The 23,222-nt window shown below is 69.8% G+C and carries 20 protein-coding genes and 3 pseudogenes; 16 read left to right on the top strand and 7 right to left on the bottom strand.

The window, feature by feature from the left end; all coding sequences use genetic code 11:
• Nucleotides 1-56: 56 nt before the first annotated feature.
• Nucleotides 57-254, top strand: a pseudogene (locus RDV84_RS25610) (DUF6053 domain-containing protein); the annotation flags it as partial.
• On the opposite strand, the pseudogene RDV84_RS25605 reads toward RDV84_RS25610, so the two are convergent.
• Together RDV84_RS25605 and RDV84_RS01255 are read right to left on the bottom strand one after the other, a co-directional pair.
• Nucleotides 179-457 (bottom strand): annotated as a pseudogene (locus RDV84_RS25605) (DUF6053 domain-containing protein); the annotation flags it as partial. The pseudogenes RDV84_RS25610 and RDV84_RS25605 sit on opposite strands and share 76 nt — an antisense overlap.
• A pseudogene (locus tag RDV84_RS01255) lies at nt 346-1,914 on the bottom strand (GMC family oxidoreductase); the annotation flags it as partial. The pseudogenes RDV84_RS01255 and RDV84_RS25605, both read right to left, overlap by 112 nt.
• A 399-nt stretch (nt 1,915-2,313) precedes the next feature.
• Between RDV84_RS01255 and RDV84_RS01250 the strand changes: the two are divergent.
• From RDV84_RS01250 to RDV84_RS01225, 6 genes are all read left to right on the top strand, one after another.
• Nucleotides 2,314-3,702 (top strand): NTP/NDP exchange transporter, encoded by a 1,389-nt coding sequence (locus RDV84_RS01250; RefSeq protein ID WP_078995968.1) that lies wholly within the window; start codon nt 2,314-2,316, stop codon nt 3,700-3,702.
• Nucleotides 3,699-4,583, top strand: a complete 885-nt coding sequence (locus RDV84_RS01245) for a metallophosphoesterase (protein ID WP_309152217.1) — start codon at nt 3,699-3,701, stop codon at nt 4,581-4,583. Before RDV84_RS01250 ends, RDV84_RS01245 begins: the two co-directional genes overlap by 4 nt.
• Nucleotides 4,584-4,650: 67 nt before the next feature.
• Complete coding sequence (locus RDV84_RS01240; protein WP_309152216.1) at nt 4,651-5,859, top strand: hypothetical protein; 1,209 nt, start codon at nt 4,651-4,653, stop codon at nt 5,857-5,859.
• 106 nt (nt 5,860-5,965) lie between these two features.
• On the top strand, nt 5,966-7,345 hold the full coding sequence (locus RDV84_RS01235; RefSeq protein ID WP_309153661.1) for an NTP/NDP exchange transporter: 1,380 nt from the start codon (nt 5,966-5,968) through the stop codon (nt 7,343-7,345).
• Nucleotides 7,342-8,469, top strand: a complete 1,128-nt coding sequence (locus tag RDV84_RS01230; protein WP_309152215.1) for an SDR family oxidoreductase — start codon at nt 7,342-7,344, stop codon at nt 8,467-8,469. Before RDV84_RS01235 ends, RDV84_RS01230 begins: the two co-directional genes overlap by 4 nt.
• Before the next feature lie 102 nt (nt 8,470-8,571).
• Complete coding sequence (locus RDV84_RS01225; protein WP_309152214.1) at nt 8,572-8,922, top strand: DUF1304 domain-containing protein; 351 nt, start codon at nt 8,572-8,574, stop codon at nt 8,920-8,922.
• A 16-nt stretch (nt 8,923-8,938) separates the two neighbouring features.
• Here RDV84_RS01225 and RDV84_RS25600 read toward each other — a convergent pair whose 3' ends face one another.
• Together RDV84_RS25600 and wrbA are read right to left on the bottom strand one after the other, a co-directional pair.
• Complete coding sequence (locus tag RDV84_RS25600; RefSeq protein WP_425606332.1) at nt 8,939-9,052, bottom strand: DUF6053 domain-containing protein; 114 nt, start codon at nt 9,050-9,052, stop codon at nt 8,939-8,941.
• A 96-nt stretch (nt 9,053-9,148) separates the two neighbouring features.
• Nucleotides 9,149-9,748 carry an NAD(P)H:quinone oxidoreductase gene (gene wrbA, locus RDV84_RS01220; protein WP_309152213.1) on the bottom strand — a complete coding sequence of 200 codons (600 nt, stop codon included), beginning with the start codon at nt 9,746-9,748 and terminating at the stop codon, nt 9,149-9,151.
• A 190-nt stretch (nt 9,749-9,938) separates the two neighbouring features.
• Between wrbA and RDV84_RS25595 the strand changes: the two genes are divergently transcribed.
• From RDV84_RS25595 to RDV84_RS01210, 3 genes are all read left to right on the top strand, one after another.
• On the top strand, nt 9,939-9,989 hold the full coding sequence (locus RDV84_RS25595; protein WP_425606464.1) for a DUF6053 domain-containing protein: 51 nt from the start codon (nt 9,939-9,941) through the stop codon (nt 9,987-9,989).
• 329 nt (nt 9,990-10,318) lie between these two features.
• Nucleotides 10,319-11,491, top strand: a complete 1,173-nt coding sequence (locus tag RDV84_RS01215) for an MFS transporter (protein ID WP_057946519.1) — start codon at nt 10,319-10,321, stop codon at nt 11,489-11,491.
• A 71-nt stretch (nt 11,492-11,562) separates the two neighbouring features.
• On the top strand, nt 11,563-12,165 hold the full coding sequence (locus RDV84_RS01210; protein WP_309152212.1) for a hypothetical protein: 603 nt from the start codon (nt 11,563-11,565) through the stop codon (nt 12,163-12,165).
• Nucleotides 12,166-12,190: 25 nt separating this feature from the next.
• Here the strand turns inward: RDV84_RS01210 and RDV84_RS01205 are convergent, their stop codons facing one another.
• The 3 genes from RDV84_RS01205 to RDV84_RS01195 all read right to left on the bottom strand — a co-directional run bounded on the left by RDV84_RS01205 (nt 12,191) and on the right by RDV84_RS01195 (nt 16,025).
• The gene (locus RDV84_RS01205) at nt 12,191-12,574 is read right to left on the bottom strand and encodes a hypothetical protein (protein WP_250444793.1); all 384 of its coding nucleotides are present in this window, start codon (nt 12,572-12,574) and stop codon (nt 12,191-12,193) included.
• Between the two features lie 199 nt (nt 12,575-12,773).
• A complete protein-coding gene (locus tag RDV84_RS01200; protein WP_309152211.1) occupies nt 12,774-13,250 on the bottom strand; it encodes a hotdog fold domain-containing protein in 477 nt (158 codons plus the stop codon).
• 288 nt (nt 13,251-13,538) lie between these two features.
• On the bottom strand, nt 13,539-16,025 hold the full coding sequence (locus RDV84_RS01195; protein ID WP_250444791.1) for an acyl-CoA dehydrogenase: 2,487 nt from the start codon (nt 16,023-16,025) through the stop codon (nt 13,539-13,541).
• Nucleotides 16,026-16,386: 361 nt separating this feature from the next.
• Between RDV84_RS01195 and RDV84_RS01190 the strand changes: the two genes are divergently transcribed.
• The 6 genes from RDV84_RS01190 to RDV84_RS01165 all read left to right on the top strand — a co-directional run bounded on the left by RDV84_RS01190 (nt 16,387) and on the right by RDV84_RS01165 (nt 23,024).
• A complete protein-coding gene (locus tag RDV84_RS01190) occupies nt 16,387-17,067 on the top strand; it encodes a TetR/AcrR family transcriptional regulator (protein WP_091798825.1) in 681 nt (226 codons plus the stop codon).
• A 75-nt stretch (nt 17,068-17,142) separates the two neighbouring features.
• Complete coding sequence (locus tag RDV84_RS01185; RefSeq protein ID WP_309152210.1) at nt 17,143-18,909, top strand: phosphoenolpyruvate carboxykinase (GTP); 1,767 nt, start codon at nt 17,143-17,145, stop codon at nt 18,907-18,909.
• Between the two features lie 239 nt (nt 18,910-19,148).
• Entirely contained in the window at nt 19,149-19,736 is a 588-nt protein-coding gene (locus RDV84_RS01180; RefSeq protein WP_057946524.1) for an RNA polymerase sigma factor, read from the top strand.
• Complete coding sequence (locus RDV84_RS01175; RefSeq protein WP_309152209.1) at nt 19,733-20,401, top strand: hypothetical protein; 669 nt, start codon at nt 19,733-19,735, stop codon at nt 20,399-20,401. The genes RDV84_RS01180 and RDV84_RS01175 overlap by 4 nt, the downstream gene beginning before the upstream one ends.
• 18 nt (nt 20,402-20,419) lie before the next feature.
• Entirely contained in the window at nt 20,420-21,367 is a 948-nt protein-coding gene (locus tag RDV84_RS01170) for a DUF4097 family beta strand repeat-containing protein (protein WP_057946526.1), read from the top strand.
• Between the two features lie 385 nt (nt 21,368-21,752).
• A complete protein-coding gene (locus tag RDV84_RS01165) occupies nt 21,753-23,024 on the top strand; it encodes an aspartyl/asparaginyl beta-hydroxylase domain-containing protein (RefSeq protein WP_309152208.1) in 1,272 nt (423 codons plus the stop codon).
• Nucleotides 23,025-23,222 lie beyond the last annotated feature (198 nt).

Below are 23,222 nucleotides of genomic sequence, written 5' to 3'. Positions count from 1 at the left end.
GTGTCCCGATTCTAGCTCCGATCTCAGGGAGTTGCGCAACAACCGTATTCAGGTTGATGTTTTTTCAGGGATTAATTGTTTTTCTGCAAACCGTGGCCCGGTCTGGGGATGTGGCTTTTCAGTGGTGCGAAAGTGCGAGGCTGGGCCGCGGCGAGGCCGGGCGGGTGGAGGCTGTTGTGGGAGGGGCTTCAGCCCCGATGCTGTTCGTTCCGCTCGCGGCGATCCGGCCGAAGAGCGTCGGGGCTGAAGCCCCTCCCACAACAGCCGGCGAATCCCGAATCAGGCCCGCCCGCGGATCAGGTCCGCCGCGCGCTCGGCGATCATCATCGTCGGCGCGTTGGTGTTGCCGCCGATCAGGGTCGGCATCACCGACGCGTCGATCACCCGCAGCCCTTCGACACCGCGCACGCGCAGTTGCGGGTCGACCACCGAGGCCTCGTCGCGGCCCATGCGGCAGGTGCCGACCGGGTGGTAGATGCTCTCGGCCTTGGCCCGGACGAAGGCTTCCAGGCCGGCGTCGTCGAGGTCGTCGCGGGCGGGGAAGATCGGCGCGCCGCGGTAGGCGTCGAAGGCTTTCTGCCGGAGCAGATCGCGCGAGAGCTTGGCGCATTCGATCGTCATCTTCAGATCGAAGCCGTCGGCGTCGCCGAGGTAGTTCGGATGCAGGCGCGGCTTGTCGCCGGCGCTGGCGCTGGCGAGTTCCAGATGGCCGCGGCTGCGCGGTCGCAGGAAGCAGGCGTGCACGGTGTAGCCGTCGCCGGCCAGGCGGTGGCGGCCGTGGTCGTCGAGCATCGCCGGGACGAAGTGGAACTGGATGTCGGCGCGCTCGTCGCTGGCGTACCGCGAGCGCACGAAGCCGCCGGCTTCGGCCATGTTGCTGCTGCCGATGCCGCTGTGGCCGCGCATGAAGTAATCGAAGATCACCTTGAGCTCGCTGGCGCGGTCGTAGGTGATGCGCTGGGTGGAATGGTGCAGGGTGCAGATGTCGAGATGGTCCTGCAGGTTCTGCCCCACGTGCGCGGCGTCGGCCAGCACCTCGATGCCGTGCTTGCGCAACTGCGCGGCCGGGCCGATGCCGGACAGCATCAGCAGTTGCGGCGAGTTGATCGCGCCGCCGCACAGCAACACTTCGCGGGTCGCGCGCTGGTGCAGCGCGTTGCCGCCGTGGCGGTAGACCACGCCGGTGGCGCGGCCGTGTTCGAAGGTGATGCGATTGACCAGCGCGCCGGTGACGACCTGCAGGTTGCGGCGCTCGCGCGCCGGGTCCAGGTAGGCCACCGCGCTGGAGCAGCGCGCGCCGTTCTTCTGGGTCACCTGGTAGAAACCGAAGCCTTGTTGTTGCGGGCCGTTGAAGTCGCGGTTGCGGGCGTAGCCGGCCTGCTCGGCGGCATCGACGAAGACCGACGACAGCGGATTGGTGTGACGCAGATCCGACACGTACAGCGGGCCGAGGCTGCCGTGCAGGGCGTCGTCGCCACGGCTGTTGCGTTCGCTGCGCTTGAAATAGGGCAGCGCCTCGTTCCAGCTCCAGCCGTCGGCGCCGAGCGCGGCCCATTCGTCGTAGTCGCCGGGCACGCCGCGGATGTAGCACATGGCGTTGATCGAACTGGAGCCGCCGAGCACCTTGCCGCGCGGCCACCACAGGGTACGGCCTTCGAGCTGCGGTTCCGGCGCGGTGTCGTAGTCCCAGTTCACGCCCTTCTGGTTGACCAGCTTGGCGATGCCGCCGGGCATGTGGATGAAGGGGTGGTAGTCGCGCGGGCCGGCTTCGATCAACAGCACCCGGGTGTCGGGGTCCTCGCTGAGGCGGTTGGCGAGGACGCAGCCGGCCGAGCCGGCGCCGATGATGATGTAGTCGAACTCGGTGGGCACTGGCGGTTCCCGCTGCGGCGCGGCGTGGCGTGCGGCGCTCATCGGGCGACCGTAAGCGCCGGGGCTAGAGCAAATGCTCCCAACATTGGGGCCTGGCGCGGCGGCGCCGCGTTTCCGGCAGGCAGGAGCGGAGCGAGCCGCGACTGCGGGGGGGGGGCAGGTCGCGTCGCATATGCGGTGTCGCGGTCGCGGCTTGCGCCGCTGCTACAGGGAGATACGCGGTCTGCGGCGCGAAGGTGATGCTTCGACCCACACGCCACGCCCGGTGGTAGCGGCGGCCGACGCGTTTGGGCTACCGTGCCGGCAATCGCGCCGCCGCCACGGTGGCGCGGGGCGGCGGCGGTCGCGACGGCCCGGGGACGAACCCGCCAGGGCGCGCGGCCGACCACGATCTGCAGGACCGGCGGCGCGCCGCCGCCGGTCCACTCATGGAGCGACGCGATGTCGGCAGTGCAAGGCGCCACCCTGTCCGGCGGACGGGTCCACACCGGGGAATGGCGCGCGGTGGCCTTGTCGCTGGCCTATTTCTTCTGCGTGCTGACCGCGTACTACGTGATCCGGCCGGTGCGCGACCAGCTCAGCGCCGCGGTCGGCTCGACCCAGCTGCCGTGGTTCTACGCCGCCTCGTTCCTGGCCACGCTGGCGCTGACGCCGGCGTTTTCGGCGCTGGTCTCGCGCTATCCGCGCCGGGTGGTGGTGCCGGTGGTGTACGGCTTCTTCATCGCCTGCCTGATCGGTTTCGCGCCGCTGTTCGGCGACAGCGGCCCGCTCAGCGCGCATGCGCTGGGGGTGGTGTTCTTCGTCTGGATCAGCGTGTTCAACCTGTTCGTGGTGTCGGTGTTCTGGAGCTTCATGACCGACATCTGGAGCGAGGGGCAGGCGCGGCGGCTGTTCCCGATCATCGCCATCGGCGGCACCGTCGGTTCGCTGGTCGGGCCGGCGCTGACCCGGCAACTGGTCGGCACGATCGGGGTGGCGCCGCTGCTGCTGGTCTCCGCCGGCCTGTTGGCGCTGGCGCTGGTGCTGGTGCTGGCGCTGGGGCAGTGGTCGCGCGTGCACGGCACCCGCCGCTTCGAGGGCCAGCACGAGGCGGCGATCGGCGGCGGCATGTTCGACGGGCTCAAGCAGATCTTCGCCAATCCGTTCGTGCGCTCGATGGCGATCCTGATGCTGCTGGGCGACTGGATCGGCACGGTCAACTACGGGTTGGTCGTGGACTACTCCAAGGCCACGTTCACCGACGCGGTCTCGCGCACCCGTTTCGCCGCCGACCTGGACCTGATGACCAACATCGTCGCGCTCAGCACCCAGGTGCTGATCACGCCGTGGCTGCTGTCGCGGCGCGGCGCGGCGGCGGTGATCGGGGTGTGGTCGGTGGTGACGGTGGCGGTGTTGAGCCTGGCGGCGTGGGTCGGCAACGCCTATGCGCCGCTGACCGAACTGTTCCCCGGCTACGGCGCGCTGGTGGCGATGCTGCCGTCGGGCATGGCCGGCTTGGTCGGACCGCTGCCGGCGGTGGCGGTGGCGCTGGTGGTCAGCCGCGGCCTGTCCTACGGCATGGTCGGGCCGGCGCGCGAGAGCCTGTTCGCCAGCGCCGCGCGCACCCTGCGCTACAAGGGCAAGAACGCGGTCGACACCGCAGTGTGGCGGTTCGGCGACGTGATGGTCGCCAGCACCATGGTCGCCCTGCGCGGCGCCGGCGCCGGCGTGGCCGGGTTGGCCGGGATCAGCGCGGCGGTCGCGCTGGGCGCCGGCGTGGTCGGCTGGAACCTGGCGCGCTGGGTCCAGCGCGGCGGCGCCGACGAGGCGGCGAAGGACGCGCGCGGGTGAGCCCGCGCGGCTGGCGGCCGTGGCCGCGCAACCCGTGGCTGCAGCGCCTGTTTGTCGGCGCGACGCTGGTCGCGCTGGGCTGCCTGGCCTGGGGCTTCTTCTGGGAACCGCGGCAACTGGTGGAACGCGATTACGACTTCGCCCTGCCGCACTGGTCGCGCGAGTGCGAAGGCCTGCGCCTGGACGTGGTCGCCGACCTGCACACCGGCTCGCCGCACAACGGCCTGGACAAGCTCGACCAGATCGTCGCCCGGCTGGTCGCCAGCGACGCGCCGGCGGTGCTGATGGCCGGCGACTACGTGATCCTCAGCGTGCTCGGCGGAACCTACATCTCCGCCGACGAACTGGCGCCGCACCTCAAGCCGCTGACCGCGCGCAAGCCGGTGTACGCGGTGCTCGGCAACCACGACTGGTGGAAGGACGGCGGCAAGGTCCGCGCCGCGCTGGAATCGGCCGGCGTGGTGGTGCTGGAAGACCAGGCGCGCAAGGTCGAACTGGGGCGCTGCACGCTGTGGATCGTCGGCATCGGCGACAAGTGGGAGACCCGCCACGACATCGCCGGCGCCTTCGCCGGCGTGAGCGACGACGCCCCGGCGATCGCCCTGACTCACAACCCCGACCTGTTCCCCGAGATTCCGCCGCGCCCGTCGCTGACGATCGCCGGCCACACCCACGGCGGCCAGGTGCAACTGCCGTGGCTGGGCACCCCGGTGGTGCCGGCGCAGATGCGCTACGCCGGCGGCTACCTCGTCGAAGACGGCAAGTCGCTGTTCGTGTCCACCGGCATCGGCACCAGCATCCTGCCGGTGCGGTTCGGGGTGCCGCCGGAGATTTCGCGGCTGACCTTGCGCGCGGCGGCGAGGGAGCCGGTGCGGCATTGAATGTTTGCGCCAAGGCGGCCGCACCGCCTTGAAGGACGAGGAGCGCGATCCGATGGAACGTACTGCGATGTTGGGCGCGCTCATGCTGATGCTGGCGGGCTTGTTGCCCTGGCGGCCGGCGCGGGCCGATACTTTTTTACCGCCGCGCGTCGAGACTTACCTGTCCGGCAATGGGCGCTACCGGCTGACGGTGACGCCGTCGGCGGGCATTTCCTTGCCCGCACGCGAGGACGTCGCGCCCGCAAACGCAGCGCAAGCGCGGGTGGAACGCCGGCAAGGGACGGGCTGGGCGCAGGTGTGGCGCGGGCCGCTGCGCAATCCGGTGGCGCCGTCGTGGAGCGTGGTGTCGAATACCGGCCAGGTGGCGACCTTCGACGATTACGCCGCCGCGGGCCATGGACCGCGCGTGGTCGTGCTGTACGGCCCGACTGGCCGCAGCGTGCGCACGCTGAGCCTGGCGCAGTTGTTGCCGGCCGACTACATCCGCGCCTTGCCGCGTTCGGTCAGCTCGATCGGCTGGGGCCGCGAGCACGCATTCTCCGCCGATGGGCGCAGCCTGCGGCTGCGGGTGAGCATTCCCAGCAACAAGGAGGGAGGGCTGAGCCCCGCCGGCTATGTCGAACTGTCCCTGGACGCCGCGACCGGACAACGCGCGCCCGGCTACGCGGCTGCGTTGCAGCGTGCGTATGCCCAGGCTGCGCCGGCCATCGCCCGGGAGCAACTGCGCTGGGAGGCGGCGAAGGCGTTCCTGCGCGCGCCGCTGCTGGCGCCGGAAACCGGCGATTACGGCGCCTGGAATCGCTACCTCATCGAAGCCTATCGGCGCCTGGACTCCGGTGGACGCGAGACCTCGCCGAACCTGATGCGGGTGCAACTGCAGGCCGGCCGTGCCGATCTGCCGGAACACCGGCGGATCGTCGAAGCCTTGTCGAACCCGGGCAAGGACCCACGCGCCTTGGTGTTCGCCACGACCTTCGCCCAGCCGCCCGAACAGGAAGGGCTGATCGCATCCCTGGCCAAGGCCGCGCGGGACGCGCCGGCGGGCTGTCAGGCCGGCCGGCGCGTATATGTGCTGGCCGACGACCAAGGCGCCGCCGCCGCCGTCGCGGCGCTGGCGCGCACCGGTGCGACCGTTGTGCGGATCGATCCCTCCCGGCCGATCGCCCAGCGCGCACAGGTGCTGCGGGCGCTGGAGCGATTGAGCGACGCGTCCGCGGCCTATGCCGAAGGTCGGGATGACCATCCGCAGACGCCGCCGCGGTCGGCGCGGCGCTAGCTTGTCCGCGGGAAACGGGAGTGGCGGCCATGCGCGAGCCTTGCGGGCGGTGCGGATGCGGTCGTGCGCGTGCGCCGGACGGTGCGCGGCGCGGCGTGGATGAGCGCTGGGCGAGGGTTCGCCGCCGCGGAGCGCGCGCATGAGCGGCCCGCGTCGCGCCCTGGCCCGGACGCCGCCGTTGTGGTGGTCGCTGCTCTACTTCTTCTGCCTGCTGTGCGGCTACTACGTGCTGCGTCCGGTGCGCGACGCGATGGGCGCCTCGGCCGATGCCGCCACCGTGTTCCCGCACGCCTGGATCGAATTCGCGCGCGGCCACGGCCGGGAGCTCAAGGACTTCGCGCTGCAAGTGCTGTTCACCTGCACCTTCGTGGCGATGCTGGCGCTGCAGCCGGTGTACGGCGCGCTGGTCGCGCGGTTCCCGCGGCGCGCGCTGCTGCCGCTGGTGTACGGCGTCTTCATCGTCTGCCTGTTCGGCTTCCACTGGGCTTTCCATGCGCAGGTGCCGGGCCGCGGCATGGTGTTCTTCGTCTGGACCGCGATCTTCAACCTGTTCGCGGTGACGGTGTTCTGGAGCTACATGGCCGACGTGTTCGACGACCGCCAGGCGCGGCGCGTGTACGGCTACATCGGCGCGGGCGGCACCGCCGGCGCGGTGCTCGGGCCGATGCTGACGCAGTGGCTGGTGCAGCCCCTGGGCGTGGCCAACCTGCTGTTGGTCTCGGCCGGGTTCCTGTCGGTGTGCGTGTTGTGCGTGGTGCGCTTGCGGCCGTGGGCGATGGCGCGCGAGCGCGCGTACGGGCTGGCCAGCGGCGAGGGCGCGATGGGCGGTTCGGTGTGGGCCGGCCTGCGCCTGGTGTGGCAGCGGCCGGCGCTGCGGGCGATGGCGATCACCCTGTTTTTCAGCGTCGGCGCGGCGACCTTGCTGTACAACCAGCAGTCGGCGATCGCGCGCGAGTTCTATCCCAGCGCCGAAGCCGCCACGCGCTACTTCGCCCGCATCGACAGCGCGGTCAATCTGCTGGCGATCCTGACCCAACTGCTGCTCACGCGCTGGCTGCTCAATCGCCACGGCGTCGCGCCGGCGCTGCTGATGCCGGGGCTGATCCTGATGCTGGGCTTCGCCGCGCTGATGGCGTCGCCGCTGCCGATGATGGTCGCGGTGGTGCAGGTCGCGCAGCGCGCCAGCGAATTCGCCCTGTCCAAGCCGGCGCGCGAGACGCTGTACACGCGCATGGACCGGCCTTCGCGCTACAAGGGCAAGGCGGTGATCGACACCGCGGTGTTCCGCGGCACCGACTTGGCCTTCGTCTGGGTGCACAAGGCGGTGGCCTTGCTCGGCACCCAGGCGGTGTTCGCCGCCGGCGCGCTCGCCGCCGCCGGCATGACCGCCGGCGCGTGGAGCATCGTGCGCGCGCAGCGCGGGCTGCCCGGCGCGGCCGGTCCCGTTCCTTCCGTTACCGAACCCAACCCACGAGGTGCCGCATGACCATCGATCGCCGCGATTTCCTCGCCGCCGGCGCGGCTGCCGCGAGCCTGCTCGCGCTGCCCGGCGGCGCGCTCGCCGCCGCCAAGCCGCAACCGCTGAAACTGCTGGTGCTCGGCGGCACCGGTTTCCTCGGCCCGCATTTCGTCGAGGCGGCGCGCAAGCGCGGGCACACGCTGACCTTGTTCAACCGCGGCAAGACCAACCCGGACAAGTTCTCCGGCGAGGACTACCGCGACATCGAACAACTGCACGGCGACCGCAAGACCGATCTTTCGGCCTTGGCAGGCGAGCGCAAATGGGATGCCGTGCTGGATACCTCGGCCTACGTTCCCGCCGACGTGACCCGCTCGGCGAAGTTGCTCGCGCCGAAGGTCAAACAATATCTCCTGGTCTCGACCATTTCGGTCTACGCCAAGAACGACGTGCCGTCCGACGAGACTTCGACGCTGGCGGTGCTGTCCGATCCCAACGTCACCGAAGTCACCGGCGAGACCTACGGCGGCCTCAAGGCCTTGTGCGAGAAGGCGGCCGAGGCCGAACTGCCGGGCCGCACGACGGTGGTGCGGCCGGGGCTGATCGTCGGCCCGGGCGACAACAGCGACCGTTTCACCTACTGGCCGGCGCGCGCCGACCGCGGCGGCGAGATCCTCGCGCCCGGCAGCGCCGAGGATCCGACCCAGTTCATCGACGTGCGCGACCTCGCCGCGTTCCTGCTGGCGTGCATCGAGCGCGGCCACGTCGGCATCTACAACGCCGACGCCGAGCCGGGCGCGCTGACCATGGGCGCGCTGCTGCGCGAATCGCAGAAGGCCGCGGGCAAGAAGTCGACGCTGACCTGGGCGCCGGCCGATTTCCTCGAAGCGCAGAAAGTGGCGCCGTGGAGCGACATGCCGGTGTGGATTCCCGCGCGCGGCGAATATGCCGGTTTCGGCCACACCTCGGTGCGCAAGGCGCGCGCGGCGGGCCTGAGCTACCGGCCGCTGCGCGACACCGTGCGCGACACCCTGGCGTGGTGGCGCAAGTTGCCCGAGGAGCGCCGGGCCAAACCCAAGGCAGGCTTGTCGGCGCAGCGCGAAAGCGAGGTGCTGGCGGCGTGGCATGCGCAGGAGAACAAGGGCAGTTGAGGCGGGCGCCGTCCGCGTCGGCGTCGCGTCCCGCGATTGCCGCCACGGCGCAAGCGCGGCGCCAGGGCTTATGCTGCGCGCTCGCACCCATGAGTCCGCCCCATGCCCTGGCTAGCCGTCGTCCTGACCGCCCTGGTCGCCGTGTTGCACACCTGGTTCCTGGTCCTGGAAATGTTCCTGTGGACCAAGCCGCTGGGCATGAAGACTTTCCGCATGAACCCGGACAAGGCCGAGCAGACCAAGGTGCTGGCGGCCAACCAGGGCCTGTACAACGGCTTTCTGGTCGCGGGTTTGGTGTGGGCGCTGGTGTGCGCGCGCCAGGACGTGGCGACGTTCTTCCTGGCCTGCGTGGTGGTCGCCGGCGCGTTCGGCGCGGCGACCGTCAGTCGCCGGATCTTCTATGTGCAGGCGGTGCCGGCGATCGCTGCGTTGGCGGCGTGGTGGTTGCTGTAATCGCGGCGGCCGCCTATTAGTCCGTCGGTGCGGGGACTGTAGCGCGACCCGCTGTTGTGGGAGGGCCTTCAGGCCCGACGCTTTTCGTTCCGATCTGATCGAAAGGCGTCGGGCCTGAAGGCCCTCCCACAAACCGCTTCCATCCGCCGAAGCCGCGCCGGTGAACCGAATCGCCGCATCCGCAACCGGCGCCTCGCCGCGCGCCGGTCGCGAACCCGACGCCGGCTCAGCCGTGCAGCTTCTTCGCCGTCTCCGCCACTTCACGGCCCTGGTAACGCGCCGCGTCGAGTTCGTTCTGGGTCGGCTGGCGCGAGCCGTCGCCGCCGGTGATGGTGGTGGTGCCGTACGGCGAGCCGCCGGTGACCTCGTCCAGGCGCATCTGCCCGGTATAGCCGTAGTTCAGGCCGACGATCACCATGCCGAAGTGCAGCAGGTTGGTGATGATCGAGAACAGCGTGGTTTCCTGGCCGCCGTGTTGGGTCGCGGTGGAGGTGAACGCCGCGCCGACCTTGCCGTGCAGCGCGCCCTTGGCCCACAGCCCGCCGGCCTGGTCGAGGAAGTTGGCCATCTGCGAGGACATCCGGCCGAAACGCGTGCCGGTGCCGACGACGATGGCGTCGTAATGCTCCAGATCGGCGATCTGCGCGACCGGCGCGGCCTGATCGAGCTTGTAGTGCGACTTGCGCGCGATCTCTTCGGGCACCAGCTCGGGCACGCGCTTGATGTCGACCTGCGCGCCGGCTTCGCGCGCGCCTTCGGCGACGGCTTCGGCCATCTTTTCGCAGTGGCCGTACGCGGAGTAATACAGAACCAGGACTTTCGCCATCGTCGTCGCCTCGGGTTGGGACAGGGCGTCGAGCCTAGGCCGGCGATGTTTCAGGCGGTGTGACGGGCGTCGGCGAACTTGTGGGAGCGCCTCCAGGCCCGAGGATTCCTGCTTTTGTGTGGGTGCCTTCAGACCCGAGGCCCTCTAGCTTTTGTGGGAGGGCCTTCAGGCCTGATGCTCCCTGGCTTTTGTGGGAGGGCCTTCAGGCCCGATGCCCTTGTTTCAGATCGCTGCGACCTGAGCGAAGAGCATCGGGCCAGAAGGCACTCCCACAAGCGCCGCCCACTCTGCCGCACCCGGTCGCGCGCGACTAGTTCGCGATCCGGGATAAACAGTCCCGATCCGCGCCGAACTCGCCAAAGCCCGCAACGCCAAGGCTTGCGCGCATTGTCCCCGTTCCGGAACAATGCCGGTGCGGCGTTGCGGTTTATCCCGCCCTCGCGTCCGCCTACAGTGCAGTCACTCGCCGGCCACGCCACGCCGGCCCGGTTCCCTGCGAATCCCCTCTCTTCCCCGCCGCACCGGCGCGCCATTGCGCGCGCCGGCGACGTTCCGTCTTTGGAGTCCGCCGTGTTGCTCCCCCTGATCCTGCTCTCGGCCGCCGGCTTCACCGTGCTGACGACCGAATTCATCCTCGTCGGCCTGCTGCCCTCGCTCTCACGCGACCTCGGCGTGAGCGTGTCGCAGGCCGGCCTGCTGGTGACCTTGTTCGCCTTCGCGGTCGCCGCCAGCGGCCCGTTCCTGACCGCCTATTTCGCCCGCTTCGAACGCAAGCGCCTCTTCATCGTCGTGCTGCTGCTGTTCGCCGCGTCCAACGTGGTCGCGGCGATGGCGCCGAATCTCGGGGTGATGGCTTTCGCGCGCTTGATTCCCGCGCTCGGCGTGCCGGTGTTCTGGGCGCTGGCCAGCGAGACCGCGGTCGACATCGCCGGCCAGGATCGCGCCGGCAAGGCGATCTCGATGATCTCCTTCGGCGTGATCTGCGCCACCGTGATCGGCGTTCCCACCGGCACCCTGATCGCCGACGCGTTCGGCTGGCGCGCCGCGTTCGTCGCGCTCGCCGTCGCGTCGTTGCTCAAGGCCGGCATGCTCTACGCCTTCCTGCCCGACAGCCGCGGCGCGCAGCCGCCGAAGCTCGGCGAACAGTTCCGGGTGCTGCGCGATCCGCGCGTGGTCGGCCACGTGCTGATGTCGGTGATCCTGTTCGCCGGCATGTTCACCGCCTACACCTATCTGGCCGATATGTTCGAGCGTCTGGCCGGCCTCAACGGCGCGGTAGTCGGCTGGGCGCTGATGGCCTTCGGCGCGGTCGGCCTGATCGGCAACACCCTGGGCGGGCGCATCGTCGACCGCCACCCGCTGCGCGCCTCGCTGATCTTCAGCGTGCCGTTGGCGATGGGCCTGGTGCTGGTGGTGCCCTCGGTGCAGACCCTGCCGCTGTTCGCCGTCGCGTTGGCGCTGTGGGGCATCACCCAGGCCGCGCTGTTTCCGGTCAGCCACGTGCGGGTGATGAAGTCGGCCCCGCAGGCGCCGGCGTTCGCCGCGGCGCTCAACGTGTCCGGCGCCAACCTCGGCATCGGCGTCGGCGCGATCGTCGGCGGGCGGGTGATCGACGCGGTCGGCGTAGGCGGCGTGGGCTATGCCGCGGCGGCGCTGGTCGGACTGTCGGTGGTGGTCGGATTCGTGCTGATGTCGGTGGGGCAGCCGGCGCAGGCCGATGCCGAACCGGAATGCGCGTCCTGACGAGGTAGGTCGCGCCCGGTTGCGGCACAGTCGCGGGGCGTCGAGCGCCCGAGCCCACGGGCGCCGTAAGCTTGGCGCTCGAACAGGGTCGCCAGACGCGGGAGCGCGCGGTGGCCTGGTGGGAAAACAGCTCGTTCTTCCGGAAGCTGTGGAGCTATCTGGCGATGGCCGGGGTGTTCGCGCTGGGGCAGGCCTTGATGGCCTGGGTGTTCCTGTCGAGCCCGCGTCTGACGTTTTGCTTCCTCGCCGCCGAGCTGGTCTTGGCCGGCGTGGCGATCGTCGCGAGGCCGTTGGCGAGTTCGCGGGCGATGGCGCTGGCGTGGTGCAAATGGCCGCTGCTGGGAATTTATGCCTTGCTCACGGGCTACTTCGCTTTCGTGTTCGCGCTGGGTTGCTATTGGTTCGGGACAGCCAACGGCGCGTGGTCTGCGTTGGCGCTGTCCCTGGCGCTCGCGGCCGTGCATTGCGCGGCGCGGTACAGGCCCCGATGGTCCGGATGGGCGCAGTCGGCAGCGAGCCTGTCGATCATGGGCACGAACGCGTGGATCTCGGTCAAGGCCGGCCAGGCGTCGATTCTGCCGTTCGCGCTGGCGCCGATGTTCTGTATCGCGTCGGCGGTGTTCATGGTGGTGGTTTGGCGCGAGGCGGCCAAGCCGAGATCCTGGGACGGCTGATCGCTATCTTGCCGGCAACGATGGCTCAAGCCGGCATCCACAGCGGCACCGCGAACAACACCGCACCCAGCACGAACAGCGCCGTCAGCGCATGCACCATCGGCCGGTTGATGCGCAGGAACACGAACTGCTCGATGGTCCGCCCGACCCAGAACAACGACATCCCCAACAACACCGCGCGGCCCAGCGCGGTGCTGTGCAGCTCGTCGGCGAACAGGAAACACAGCGCGGCGACGCCCGACGCGATGTAGATCAGGCGCAGGTTGAGGATCTGAATGATCGCGCGGTCGGCGACGGTCGCGGTGCGCAGGGTCTTGCGCCAGCCGAAGATCCGCCAGAAGGCCATGTGGAAGACGGCGAAACCGAGGCTGTGCAGGCCGGCGAGGTAGATCCACTGGGTGGCGGTCATGGCGTGGCCGATGTGGGGAGCGGCGGCGATTGTGGCACCGGTTGCGGTGCCGATGGCGCGCGGATGTGTCGTTTCCGACTGTAAGAGTGGCGTCCCAAGGGGAGTTCCTTCGGTCACAAGCCGCGACCGCGACCTCCGGCTTGCGTCGTCAGCGCGATGTCGCGGTCGCGGCTCGCGCCGCTCCTACAGGTGGCTGCGGCTAGTTGCGTTGGGGTTTGGGCGAGACGCGCATGGCGATGCGGGCGCGGAACACGGGTTCGCCGGCGGGGTTGGCGATTTCGACGTTTACCGGCAGGTCGTAGGGCGCATCGGACTCGACGATGGGCGCGGCCGGCGTCGCGACGGCGCGCAGGGTGCCGACGGCTTTCTTCAGGTACTCGACCTGCATGCCGATCGGAATCCAGCGCATCGACTTGGGAATGCTGACGTCGGTCATCACCCCGCCGGTGAGTTCGGCGAGGTTGCACATGGCGATGGCGTGGACGGTGCCGAGGTGGTTGGTGATGGCGCGGCGGTGTCGGATGGTGGCGGTGCAGCGGCCGTGTTCGAGCGATTCGAAGCGCGGTTTGATGCTGCCGAAGTAGGGCGCCTTCACGCAGACCGCGCGCGAGAACAGCCAGTGGCCGGCGGGGTAGCGGGTGAGTTTTTTGTAGAGGGCGAGGACGTTGGCGCTCATGGCGATGGGCTCGTCTTTGAAGGGGGAGTTCGCGTCGTCCCTACCTATCGTCATTCCCGCGAATGCGGGAATCCAGGGCTTTACCGCGACATGACTCTGAAGTCTCTGGATGTTCGGCTTCGCCGAAGTAAAGCGGAGCCCGCTTTCGCGGGAATGACGGTAGGAGGGCGGTGTCGCGGTTGATCGATGACGGTCGGGCGCTGCCAGCGCCGCATACCAAAACGGCGAGCCCGAAGGCCCGCCGTTCCAGTCACGCTGCGCTGCACATGGGCGCGCCTTGTTACCGGCTTACGCCGCCGCGCGCGTGTCGCCGCGGCCGGCGCTGTCCTGCGGATACGGCTTGTAACCCGCCGAGCGCAACTCAGCAGCGTCGAAGTCGTCCACGCTGATCGCGTCGATGGTCATCTCGCGCAGTTCTTCCAGCTGCTTGCGCTCCTCGGCGGTGATCCAGCCCTCGCGCACGCCCTCGTCGAGCTGGCCGGCGAAGTCCAGCGCCTGGATGTCGCTGTTCTTCAGCGCCTTGAGGAACTTGCGCTCGACCGGCTCGGCCAGGATCACCTTCTGCAGGTAGCTGTTGATGCGGCCGGCCGGGTTGTTCGCGCACGGGGTCAGGAACACGCCTTCGGCGAGGCGGTCGCGGGCGTCGTTGGGCGACATCAGCAGCGCGGCGGCGCGGTGGCCGAGGCGGTCGCTCGGCGCCTGCGCGCGGCGGCCCCACGGGAAGATCAGCGCCCACAGCAGGTAGCCGACCGGACGGATCGGGAAGTTGCGCAGCGCGCCCGACAGCGCCAGCTCGATCTTGTGCACGGCGTCGTGGAAGGCCCAGGCCAGCAGCGGCTGGTCGCCGACCGGACGGCCTTCGTCCTCATAACGCTTGAGCATCGAGCTGGCGATGTAGAGCTGGCTCAGCACGTCGCCCAGGCGGCCCGACAGCGATTCCTTGAACTTGAGCTTGCCGCCGAGCAGCAGCATCGAGGTGTCGGCCATCAGCGCCAGCGTGGCCGAATAGCGGTTGAGCTTGCGGTAGTAGCGGCGGGTGTAGGTGTCGCCCGGGGCGGCGCCGATGCGCGAGGCGGTCAGGCCGTACCACAGGCTGCGCACCGCGTTGGAGATGGCGAAGCCGATGTGGCCGAACAGGTTCTGGTCGAACTCGCGCAGCGCCTGCTTCTTGTCGGGCAGCATCGCCGCCTTCATTTCCTTGAGCACCCACGGGTGGCACAGGATCGCGCCCTGGCCGAAGATCATCAGCGAGCGCGTCATGATGTTCGCGCCTTCCACCGTGATCATGATCGGCACCGCCTGCCAGTTGCGGCCGGCGTAGTTCTTCGGGCCGAGGATGATGCCCTTGCCGCCGTGGATGTCCATCACGTCCTTGGCCACGTCGCGGGCCATGTCGGTGCAGTGGTACTTGGCGATGGTCGAGGGCACGGCCGGGTTTTCGCCGCGCGCGACCGCCGCGGCGGTGGCCTGCGACAGCGCGCTGACCGCGTAGGCGTGGCCGGCGATGCGCGCGAGCGCTTCCTCGACGCCTTCGAAGCGGCCGACCGACAGGCCGAACTGCTTGCGGATGCGCGCGTACGCGCCGGTGACCACCGCGCCCATCTTGGCGCCGCCGCTGCCGGACGAGGGCAGGGTGATCGAGCGGCCGATCGACAGGCATTCGACCAGCATCTGCCAGCCCTTGCCGGCGTAGGCTTCGCCGCCGATCAGCTGGCTCAGCGGAATGAAGACTTCCTTGCCGTGGATCGGGCCGTTCTGGAAGGTGCAGTTGAGCGGGAAGTGGCGACGGCCGACTTCGACGCCGGCGGTGTCGCGCGGCACCAGCGCCAGGGTGATGCCGATGTCGCGCTTGTCGCCGATCAGGCCGTCCGGATCGTACATGCGGAACGCCAGGCCGATCAGCGTGGCGACCGGCGCCAGGGTGATGTAGCGCTTGTCGAAGGTCAGCTTGACGCCGACCACGCGCGCGCCGTTCCACTCGCCCATGGTGACGATGCCGTAGTCCGGGATCGAGGTCGCGTCCGAACCCGCCCACGGGCCGGTCAGGCCGAAGCACGGCACTTCGCGGCCGTCGGCCAGGCGCGGCAGGTAGTGGTCCTTCTGTTCCTGGGTGCCGTAGTGCATCAGCAGTTCGGCCGGGCCCAGCGAGTTGGGCACGCCCACGGTCGAGCTGACCACGCTCGACATCGACGCCAGCTTCTGGATGACCTTGTGGTTGGCCAGCGCGCTGAAGCCCAGGCCGCCGTATTCCTTCGGGATGTTGAGGCCGAAGAACTTGTTCTTCTTGATGTAGTCCCACAGCTGCGGCGACAGATCGGCGTCCACGTGGGTGATCTGCCAGTCGTTGGTCATCTTGCACAGCTCTTCGGTCGGGCCGTCGAGGAAGGCCTGTTCCTCGGCGGTCAGCACCGGCTTGGGCTGGCTCAGCAGCTGCTGCCAGTCGGGCTTGCCCGAGAACAGCTCGCCTTCGAAGCCGACCGTGCCGGCCTCCAGCGCGGTGCGCTCGGTTTCCGACAGCGGCGGCAGGATCTTGGTGTAGAAGCCCAGCAGCGGCTTGGTGATCAGCGGCAGGCGGATCGCCGGGATCAGCAGCGGCAGCGCGATCAGCGCGACCAGCGCCGCGGCGACGATGGTCGCGGTCGGGTTGGCGCCGAGCAGCCAGCAGGCGACCAGCGCGGTCGCGGTCAGCGCGGCCCACACCGGCAATCGCAGCCGGTGGTAGGCGGCGATCGCGCCGATAAGCAGGAAGGCGAGGAAGGGGATCGCGATACTCATGACGGCGCTCCAGGGGATGCGGCTGGATTCGATCTGGCGGTGAAGGCCGGACTTTGGGAGCCAGGCCCCATTTAGGGCTTGTGCGGGTGGTTCGCGCGTGATGCCGGCCATTCAAACGCTGGCATCAAACGCATAACATACGGTCGAGTATGGGTTCGCCCTTGGAGTGCTGTCAACCGACCGGCCGCGGTTTTTCGCGCAACGCTGCGTTCGCGCGCCCGCCGCTGCGGCCATCGGGCGTTTTCGCCGAAGTTCTGTTGCATTGCAGCAATTTCCCGGGCCGTTGCGAACCTGACTCAATGCCGGGTTTGCTGCACTGCGTACTGTCCCCGACCGAGGCGTATGGATAAACTTGTCGTCCATGAACCAGCCCGCCTCGAACAAGCCTGAGCCCGCGCTCGACACTGCGTCCGCCGACGCCAAGTCCTCCGCGTCGTCCGCTTCCGCCAAGAGCGAGGGCAAGGCCGACGCCAAGCCCGAACGCAGCGGACGCCTGAGCGCCGACGACTGGGCGCAGGCCGCGCTCGACCTGATCGCCGAACAAGGCGTCGCCGCGGTCGCGGTGGAACCGCTGGCGCGCCGCCTCGGCGTGACCAAGGGCAGTTTCTACTGGCACTTCCCTTCGCGCGACGCGTTGCTGGTCGCGGCGCTGGAGCGCTGGGAAAAGGTCGAACAGGAAACCGTGTTCGGCCAGCTCGAACCGATCCCCGATCCTCGCCAGCGCCTGCGCTCGCTGTTCCACCTCGTCGCCCACGAGGTCAAGTCGCACATCATCTATTCCGAGTTGTTGAAGGCGCTGGACCATCCGGCCGTGCAGCCGGTGATCGGCCGCGTGTCGGAACGCCGCCTGGACTATCTCACCGCTTCGTTCCGCCAGGCCGGCCTGAGCCGCACCGACGCGCAGCACCGCGCGCGCCTGCTCTACGCCGCCTACGTTGGCTTCCTGCAGCTCAACCTGCAGCTGCACCAGACCCGCATGCAACACGACGAGTTCGAGGCCTATGTCGAACACATGATGGCCACGCTGATTCCCTCGTCGTAAACCGCTTCCTTTTCCGATCCCCCGGAGAGCACTGCCGTGAATGCCAATTTGAAAGATCCCGCCCCCGCGACGTCCGTGCCGGGGAGCGCGGGCAGCGCGTTGCCGGCGCTCAACCAGTGGGTAGCGCAGGTCGCCGCGCTGACCCGTCCGGACACGATCCACTGGTGCGACGGCAGCGACGCCGAGTACCAGGCGCTGCTGCAGCGGATGCTCGCCGACGGCACCCTGGAGACTTTGAACCAGGACACCCATCCCGGCAGCTACCTGCACCGTTCGCATCCGGAGGATGTGGCGCGGGTGGAGCACCTGACCTTCGTGTGCACCAACGAGCGCGAAGACGCCGGCCCGAACAACCACTGGATGGCGCCGCGCGAAGGCCACGCCAAGATGGACGCGCTGTTCGAAGGCTGCATGAAGGGACGCACGATGTACGTGATCCCGTATTGCATGGGGCCGATCGATTCGCCGCTGGCGCGTTGCGGCGTGGAAATCACCGATTCGCCGTACGTGGTCGCCAACATGCGCACGATGACGCGCATGGGCGCCGCGGCGCTCAAGCGCATCGAGAGCGGCGACTCGTTCGTGCGCGGCCTGCATTCGATCGGCGAGCTCGATCCCGAGCGCCGTTTCATCATGCATTTCCCCGACGAGCTGGCGATCAAGTCGTTCGGCTCGGGCTACGGCGGCAACGCCCTGCTCGGCAAGAAGTGCCACGCGCTGCGCATCGCTTCGCACCAGGCCCGTCACGAGGGCTGGCTGGCCGAGCACATGCTGATCGTCGGCATCGAGAACCCGCAGGGCGAGACCCATTACGTCGCCGCCGCGTTCCCGTCGGCCTGCGGCAAGACCAACCTGGCGATGCTGATTCCGCCGGAAGGCTATCGCCGCGATGGCTGGAAGGTGTGGACGGTCGGCGACGACATCTGCTGGATGCGTCCGGGCGCCGACGGCCGGCTGTACGCGATCAATCCCGAAGCCGGCTACTTCGGCGTCGCGCCGGGCACCTCGGCCAAGTCGAACCCGAACGCGCTGGCCTCGATCCAGACCAACACCATCTTCACCAACGTCGGCGTCACCGCCGACCACCAGCCGTGGTGGGAAGGCCTGGACAACGGCCAGACCCCGGTCACCGACTGGCGCGGCAACGCGTTCGACGCCGCCAAGGGTCCGGCCGCGCATCCCAACGCGCGCTTCACCGTCTCGGCCAGGCAGTGCCCGAGCTATTCGCCGGAAGCGGAGAACCCGGCCGGCGTGCCGATCTCGGCGATCGTGTTCGGCGGCCGCCGCGCCTCGCTGGTGCCGCTGGTGTTCGAGGCCCGCGACTGGACCCACGGCGTGCTGATCGGCGCGGCGATGGGCTCGGAAACCACCGCCGCCGCGACCGGCGCGGTCGGGGTGATGCGCCGCGATCCGATGGCGATGAAGCCGTTCTGCGGCTACAACTTCGCCGACTACTTCGCCCACTGGCTGTCGTTCGACCAGGCCGGGGCGAAGCTGCCGAAGGTGTTCCACGTCAACTGGTTCCGCAAGGGCGACGACGGCAAGTTCCTGTGGCCGGGCTTCGGCGACAACCTGCGCGTGCTGGAGTGGATGATCGGCCGGGTCAAGGGCGCGGCCGGCGCGGCCGACACTCCGATCGGCCACCTGCCCAAGGCGTCCGACCTCAACCTCGACGGCGTCGCGCTCAGCGACGAGGCCCAGGCCAAGCTGTTCGGCTTCGACCCGGCCGGCTGGAGCGCCGAGTTCGACAGCATCGGCGAGTACCTGCGCGAGTACGGCCCGCGCATGCCGCAGGCGCTGCACGACGAGCAGCAGCGCATCGCGGCGGCGTTGAAAGGCTAAAAACCAGGAGTGAGTGGAGAGGAGTGAGGAGCGAGCGGGGCGTGTCGGCCTGCTCGGGCCTTGCTCCTCTTCCTTTTTGGGCGGCCCGAACCGCCTGTGCGCCGCCCGGACCGACCCGCCCGCGGCTCCTGGGCCGAAGCGACGTCGCGGCCGGCCGTCGCGCCCCCACTCACTCCTCACTCCTCTCAGCTCACTCCTGGCCCTTAAACCCTGAGCCCCGACCCCGCATCGGACTCAGTATGCTGACCGCCGTGAACGACACCATGCCCGACGCCGCCCCCGCGCTCGACGCCGACGCCGACCAGGAACTGGTCGCGCAGGCCGCCGCCGGCGGCGTCGCCGCCTTCGAGGCGCTGTACCGGCGCCACGCCAGCCGCGTGCACGGCGTGATCGCGCGCCTGGTCGGCTACCACGGCGCCCGCGCCGAGGACCTGACCCAGGAAGCCTTCGTCCGCGCCTGGCAGGCGCTGCCGAACTTCCGCTTCGAATCGGCGTTCGGCACCTGGCTGCACCGGCTGGCGGTCAACACCGCGCTGATGGAGCTGCGCGGCCGCCGCGGCCGTCCGTTCGAGGACAGCGACGAGGACGTGTTCGACACGATCGGCAGCGCCGATTCGGCCGGCCACGTCACCGCGCTGTCGATGGACCTGGAACGCGCCGTCGCCAGCCTGCCGCCGCGCGCCCGCGCGGTGTTGGTGCTGTACGACGTGGAAGGCTGGAAGCACGAGGAGATCGCGGCCGAACTCGGCATGGCGGTCGGCAGTTCCAAGGCGCAATTGCATCGCGCGCGCAGCCTGCTGCGCGCCCGGCTCGGAGAACAGGCATGAACGAGAACGAGCTCCACCCGCGCGGCCCCGAGCGCGCCGGCGAGGGCGAACTGCCCGATACGCTGCGCTGGCAGTTGCGCGCGCTGCGCCGCGACCAGCCGCCCGCGCGCGACCTGTGGGCCGGCATCGCCGCGCGCCTGGGCGAACAGGCCCCGGCCGGCGCCGATGGCGCCGTCGCGGCCGAACCGCCGTCCGTCGGCGCAGCCGCGGCCGCCGCCCGCCCCGCGCCGGAACCGGCCGCGATCGTCGCTTTGCCGCGCCCCGCCGGCGCGCGCCGCAACTGGATGGCGCCGCTGGCCCTGGCCGCGAGCGTGGCCGCGCTCGCGGTCGGCATCGGCGCGCACTTCCATGCGCAGGGCCCGGCCGCGCCGGCCGCCGATGCGGTCGCCGGCCGCGCCGTCGCCGCCCAGGCCGCCGCGCCGAGCCTGGTCCAGCGCGAAGCCCAGGGCCTGACCCTGCAATACCAGGCCGCGCTGCGCGAAGTCGAGCCGGTGTCGTCGGCCACCGTGGCGATGAAGCCGGCCTTCGACGAACTCGACCGCAACGCCGCGCTGATCCTCGATGCGCTCTCGCACGACCCCGATTCGCGGATGCTGCTGGAACAGCTGCGCCGCACCTACGCACGCCGTCTCGCGCTCGCCCAGCGCCTGGTGGCCTACACCTGATCCGAGGAGAACGCTCCGATGATGTCCGCCGCCTTCCGCCACCGCAGCGCCCTGCGCGCCTGCTCCGGCAGCCTGCTGGCCCTCGCCCTGGGCGCCGCGCTGCCGGCCTTCGCTTCCACCCCGATCAACGAAAGCCGGCCGCTCGACGGGCTCGGCAGCGTCGAGATCGACAACGTCAAGGGCTCGATCCAGGTCCGCGTCTGGGATCGTCCCGAGGTCAAGATCGAAGGCGAGCTCGGCGACGGCGTGGAGCGGCTGCAGATCGAAGGCGATCGCCAGCAGTTGTCGATCAAGGTGCGCTATCCCAACCGCGGCAGCGGCATCGGCTTCCTCGCCGGCGGCGACAAGAGCGAGCCGACCGACCTGCGCATCACCGTGCCGCTGCGCGCGAAGCTCGACATCGACGCGGTCTCGGCCGACGTCGACGTCACCGGCGTGGCGTCGCGCGAGCTCAAGATCGAAAGCGTCAGCGGCGACGTGATCGTGGCCGGCGCGCCGCGCGAGGCCGAGATCGAGAGCGTCAGCGGCGACCTGCGGCTGACCCTCAACAGCCCCAAGGTCTCGGCGCAGACGGTCAGCGGCGACCTCGACCTGCGCGGCCGCCTCAGCGGCGAGGTCTCGGTGGAGTCGGTGTCGGGACGGGTCGAACTCGCGGCGCACGAGTCGCGCTTGTACAAGATTTCCGGCGAATCGGTGTCCGGCGACCTGCGCATCGACGCGGCCCTCGCCGACGGCGGCGAGATCGGCCTGAAGACAGTCAGCGGCGACGTCCGCCTGCGCTTGCCGCGCGGCCTGTCGGCGGTGGTGCGCGGGGAGAGCTTCAGCGGCGACCTGCGCGCGCCGGACGCGCAGATCCAGCGGCCCAAGCACGGCCCGGGTTCGAGCTTCGAGCAGCGCTACGGCAGCGGCGCCGGCCGGGTGCGGATGGAAACCTTCTCCGGCGATGCGAGTCTGGATCTGAACTGACCGGCGCGGGTCCGTGCGCCTGCCGCGTACGGCAGGCGCAATGACGGCGCACGGGGCCTGCGACGGGCGCGAACCGATCCGGTTCGCGCCCGTCGTCGTTTTCGCGCCGGCGCGGCGGGCGAGATCGTGCCGTACAGGCCGCCGCGCCGGGTTCGTGCGCCATGGCTACGCTCGCCGATTCGCCGATTCGCCGATTCGCCGATTCGCCGATTCGGTGGTTTGCTGGTTCGCCGCGCCGCCGCGCCGCCGCGCCGCCGCGCCGACGAGCGTATGAGCCGATAAGCGGCCAAGCCGATCTGCTGGCCGCGCGCAATGCGCGATACGCGAAGCGCGCCCGGCGGTGTATGGTCTGGCCGATCACCATCACCCGGGGCAGGGCGCGGTCTTGAGCGAACAGGTCAACCAACTGGTCCAGGCCGCCGGCCTGGCCTCGCGCGCGGGACGCTGGCAGGACGCCGAGCGGCTGTGGCAGCAGGTGCGCGCGCTCGCGCCGCAGCACCCGCAGGCGCTCTACAGCCTCGGCGTCCACGCGCTGCAGCGCGGCGACGCCCAAGGCGCGATCGAACTGCTGCAGGCGGCGCATCACGCCGCGCCGCGGGATCCGATGATCCTGCTGTCGATCGGCATGGTCGAGCGCGAGCGCGGCAACCTCCAGGCCGAATCCGAAGCGATCCAGGCCGCGCTGGCGCTGGATCCGTACTTCCTGGCCGGCCTGCTGGCCAAGGCCTCGTGGCTGGAGCGCCAGGGCCAGGCGCGCGCGGCCGCGCAGGCCTGGCGCAACGCGCTGACGGTGGCGCCGCCGCAGCCGCATTGGCCGGACATGCTGCGCTCGCAGCTCGAACACGCGCAACGCAAGGTCGAGGAGTACCGCGACGAGTTCGCCGCGTTCCTGGAGCACCGCGTCGGCGGCACGCGCGAGGCGCTGGAGTTCGGCGCGCGCGGGCGCTGGCAGGAAGCGGCCTCGATCATGGTCGGGCGCAGCACGCCCTACCTGTCGCAAAGCAACCAGCTGTGCGTGCCGCGGTTGCCGGCGATCCCGTTCTTCGAGCGCGAACAATTCGCCTGGGCGCCCGAGCTGGAAAGCCGCACCCACGACATCCTGCGTGAGATGCGCCAGGCGCTGCGCGACGAACAAGCCGAGTTCACGCCCTACATCGAGTACCAGCCCGGCGATCCGGTCAACCAATGGCGCGAACTCAACCATTCGCGGCGCTGGAGCACCTACAAGCTGTGGAGCTACTCGCAGCCGGTCGATGCGCACCTGGCGCGCTGCCCGGCCACGCGCGCCGCGCTGGAGGCGGTGGACATGGCCGACATCGCCGACGTCTGTCCGAACGCGATGTTTTCGGCGCTGGCGCCGCACACCCACATCCCGCCGCACCACGGCGAGACCAACGCGCGCCTGGTCGCGCACCTGCCGCTGATCGTGCCGGAGAAGTGCAGCTACCGGGTCGGCTTCGAGCGCCGCGAGTGGAAGGTCGGCGAGACCCTGATCTTCGACGATTCGATCGAACACGAGGCGCGCAACGACAGCGACGACCTGCGCGTGGTGCTGATCTTCGATGTGTGGAACCCGCTGCTGTCGCTGGCCGAGCGGGCGATGGTGGACGCGATGATGGCGGCGCATCGCGAGTTCCTGGCCGGCGCGCAGCGTTGAGGGGTTAGGCGAGGGGGCGGGGGCGGTGTCGAGGCCTGAGCGGAAAGCGTCGGGGCTGAAGCCCCTCCCACAAGAGCCGCGGCGTCGCTGCGGGCGCGGGCTTCGAACGTCGAAAGCCCAGTAAAAACATCGAAGGCCCAATAAAAAAGGAGGCGGGCCAAGGCCCGCCTCCAACGACTCGGAGCTTTCTATTTCTTA

This window comes from Lysobacter yananisis, assembly GCF_031199375.1.
In the GTDB taxonomy this organism is placed as follows: Bacteria; Pseudomonadota; Gammaproteobacteria; order Xanthomonadales; family Xanthomonadaceae; genus Lysobacter; species Lysobacter yananisis.
This window is presented reverse-complemented; position numbering and strand designations above follow the sequence as displayed.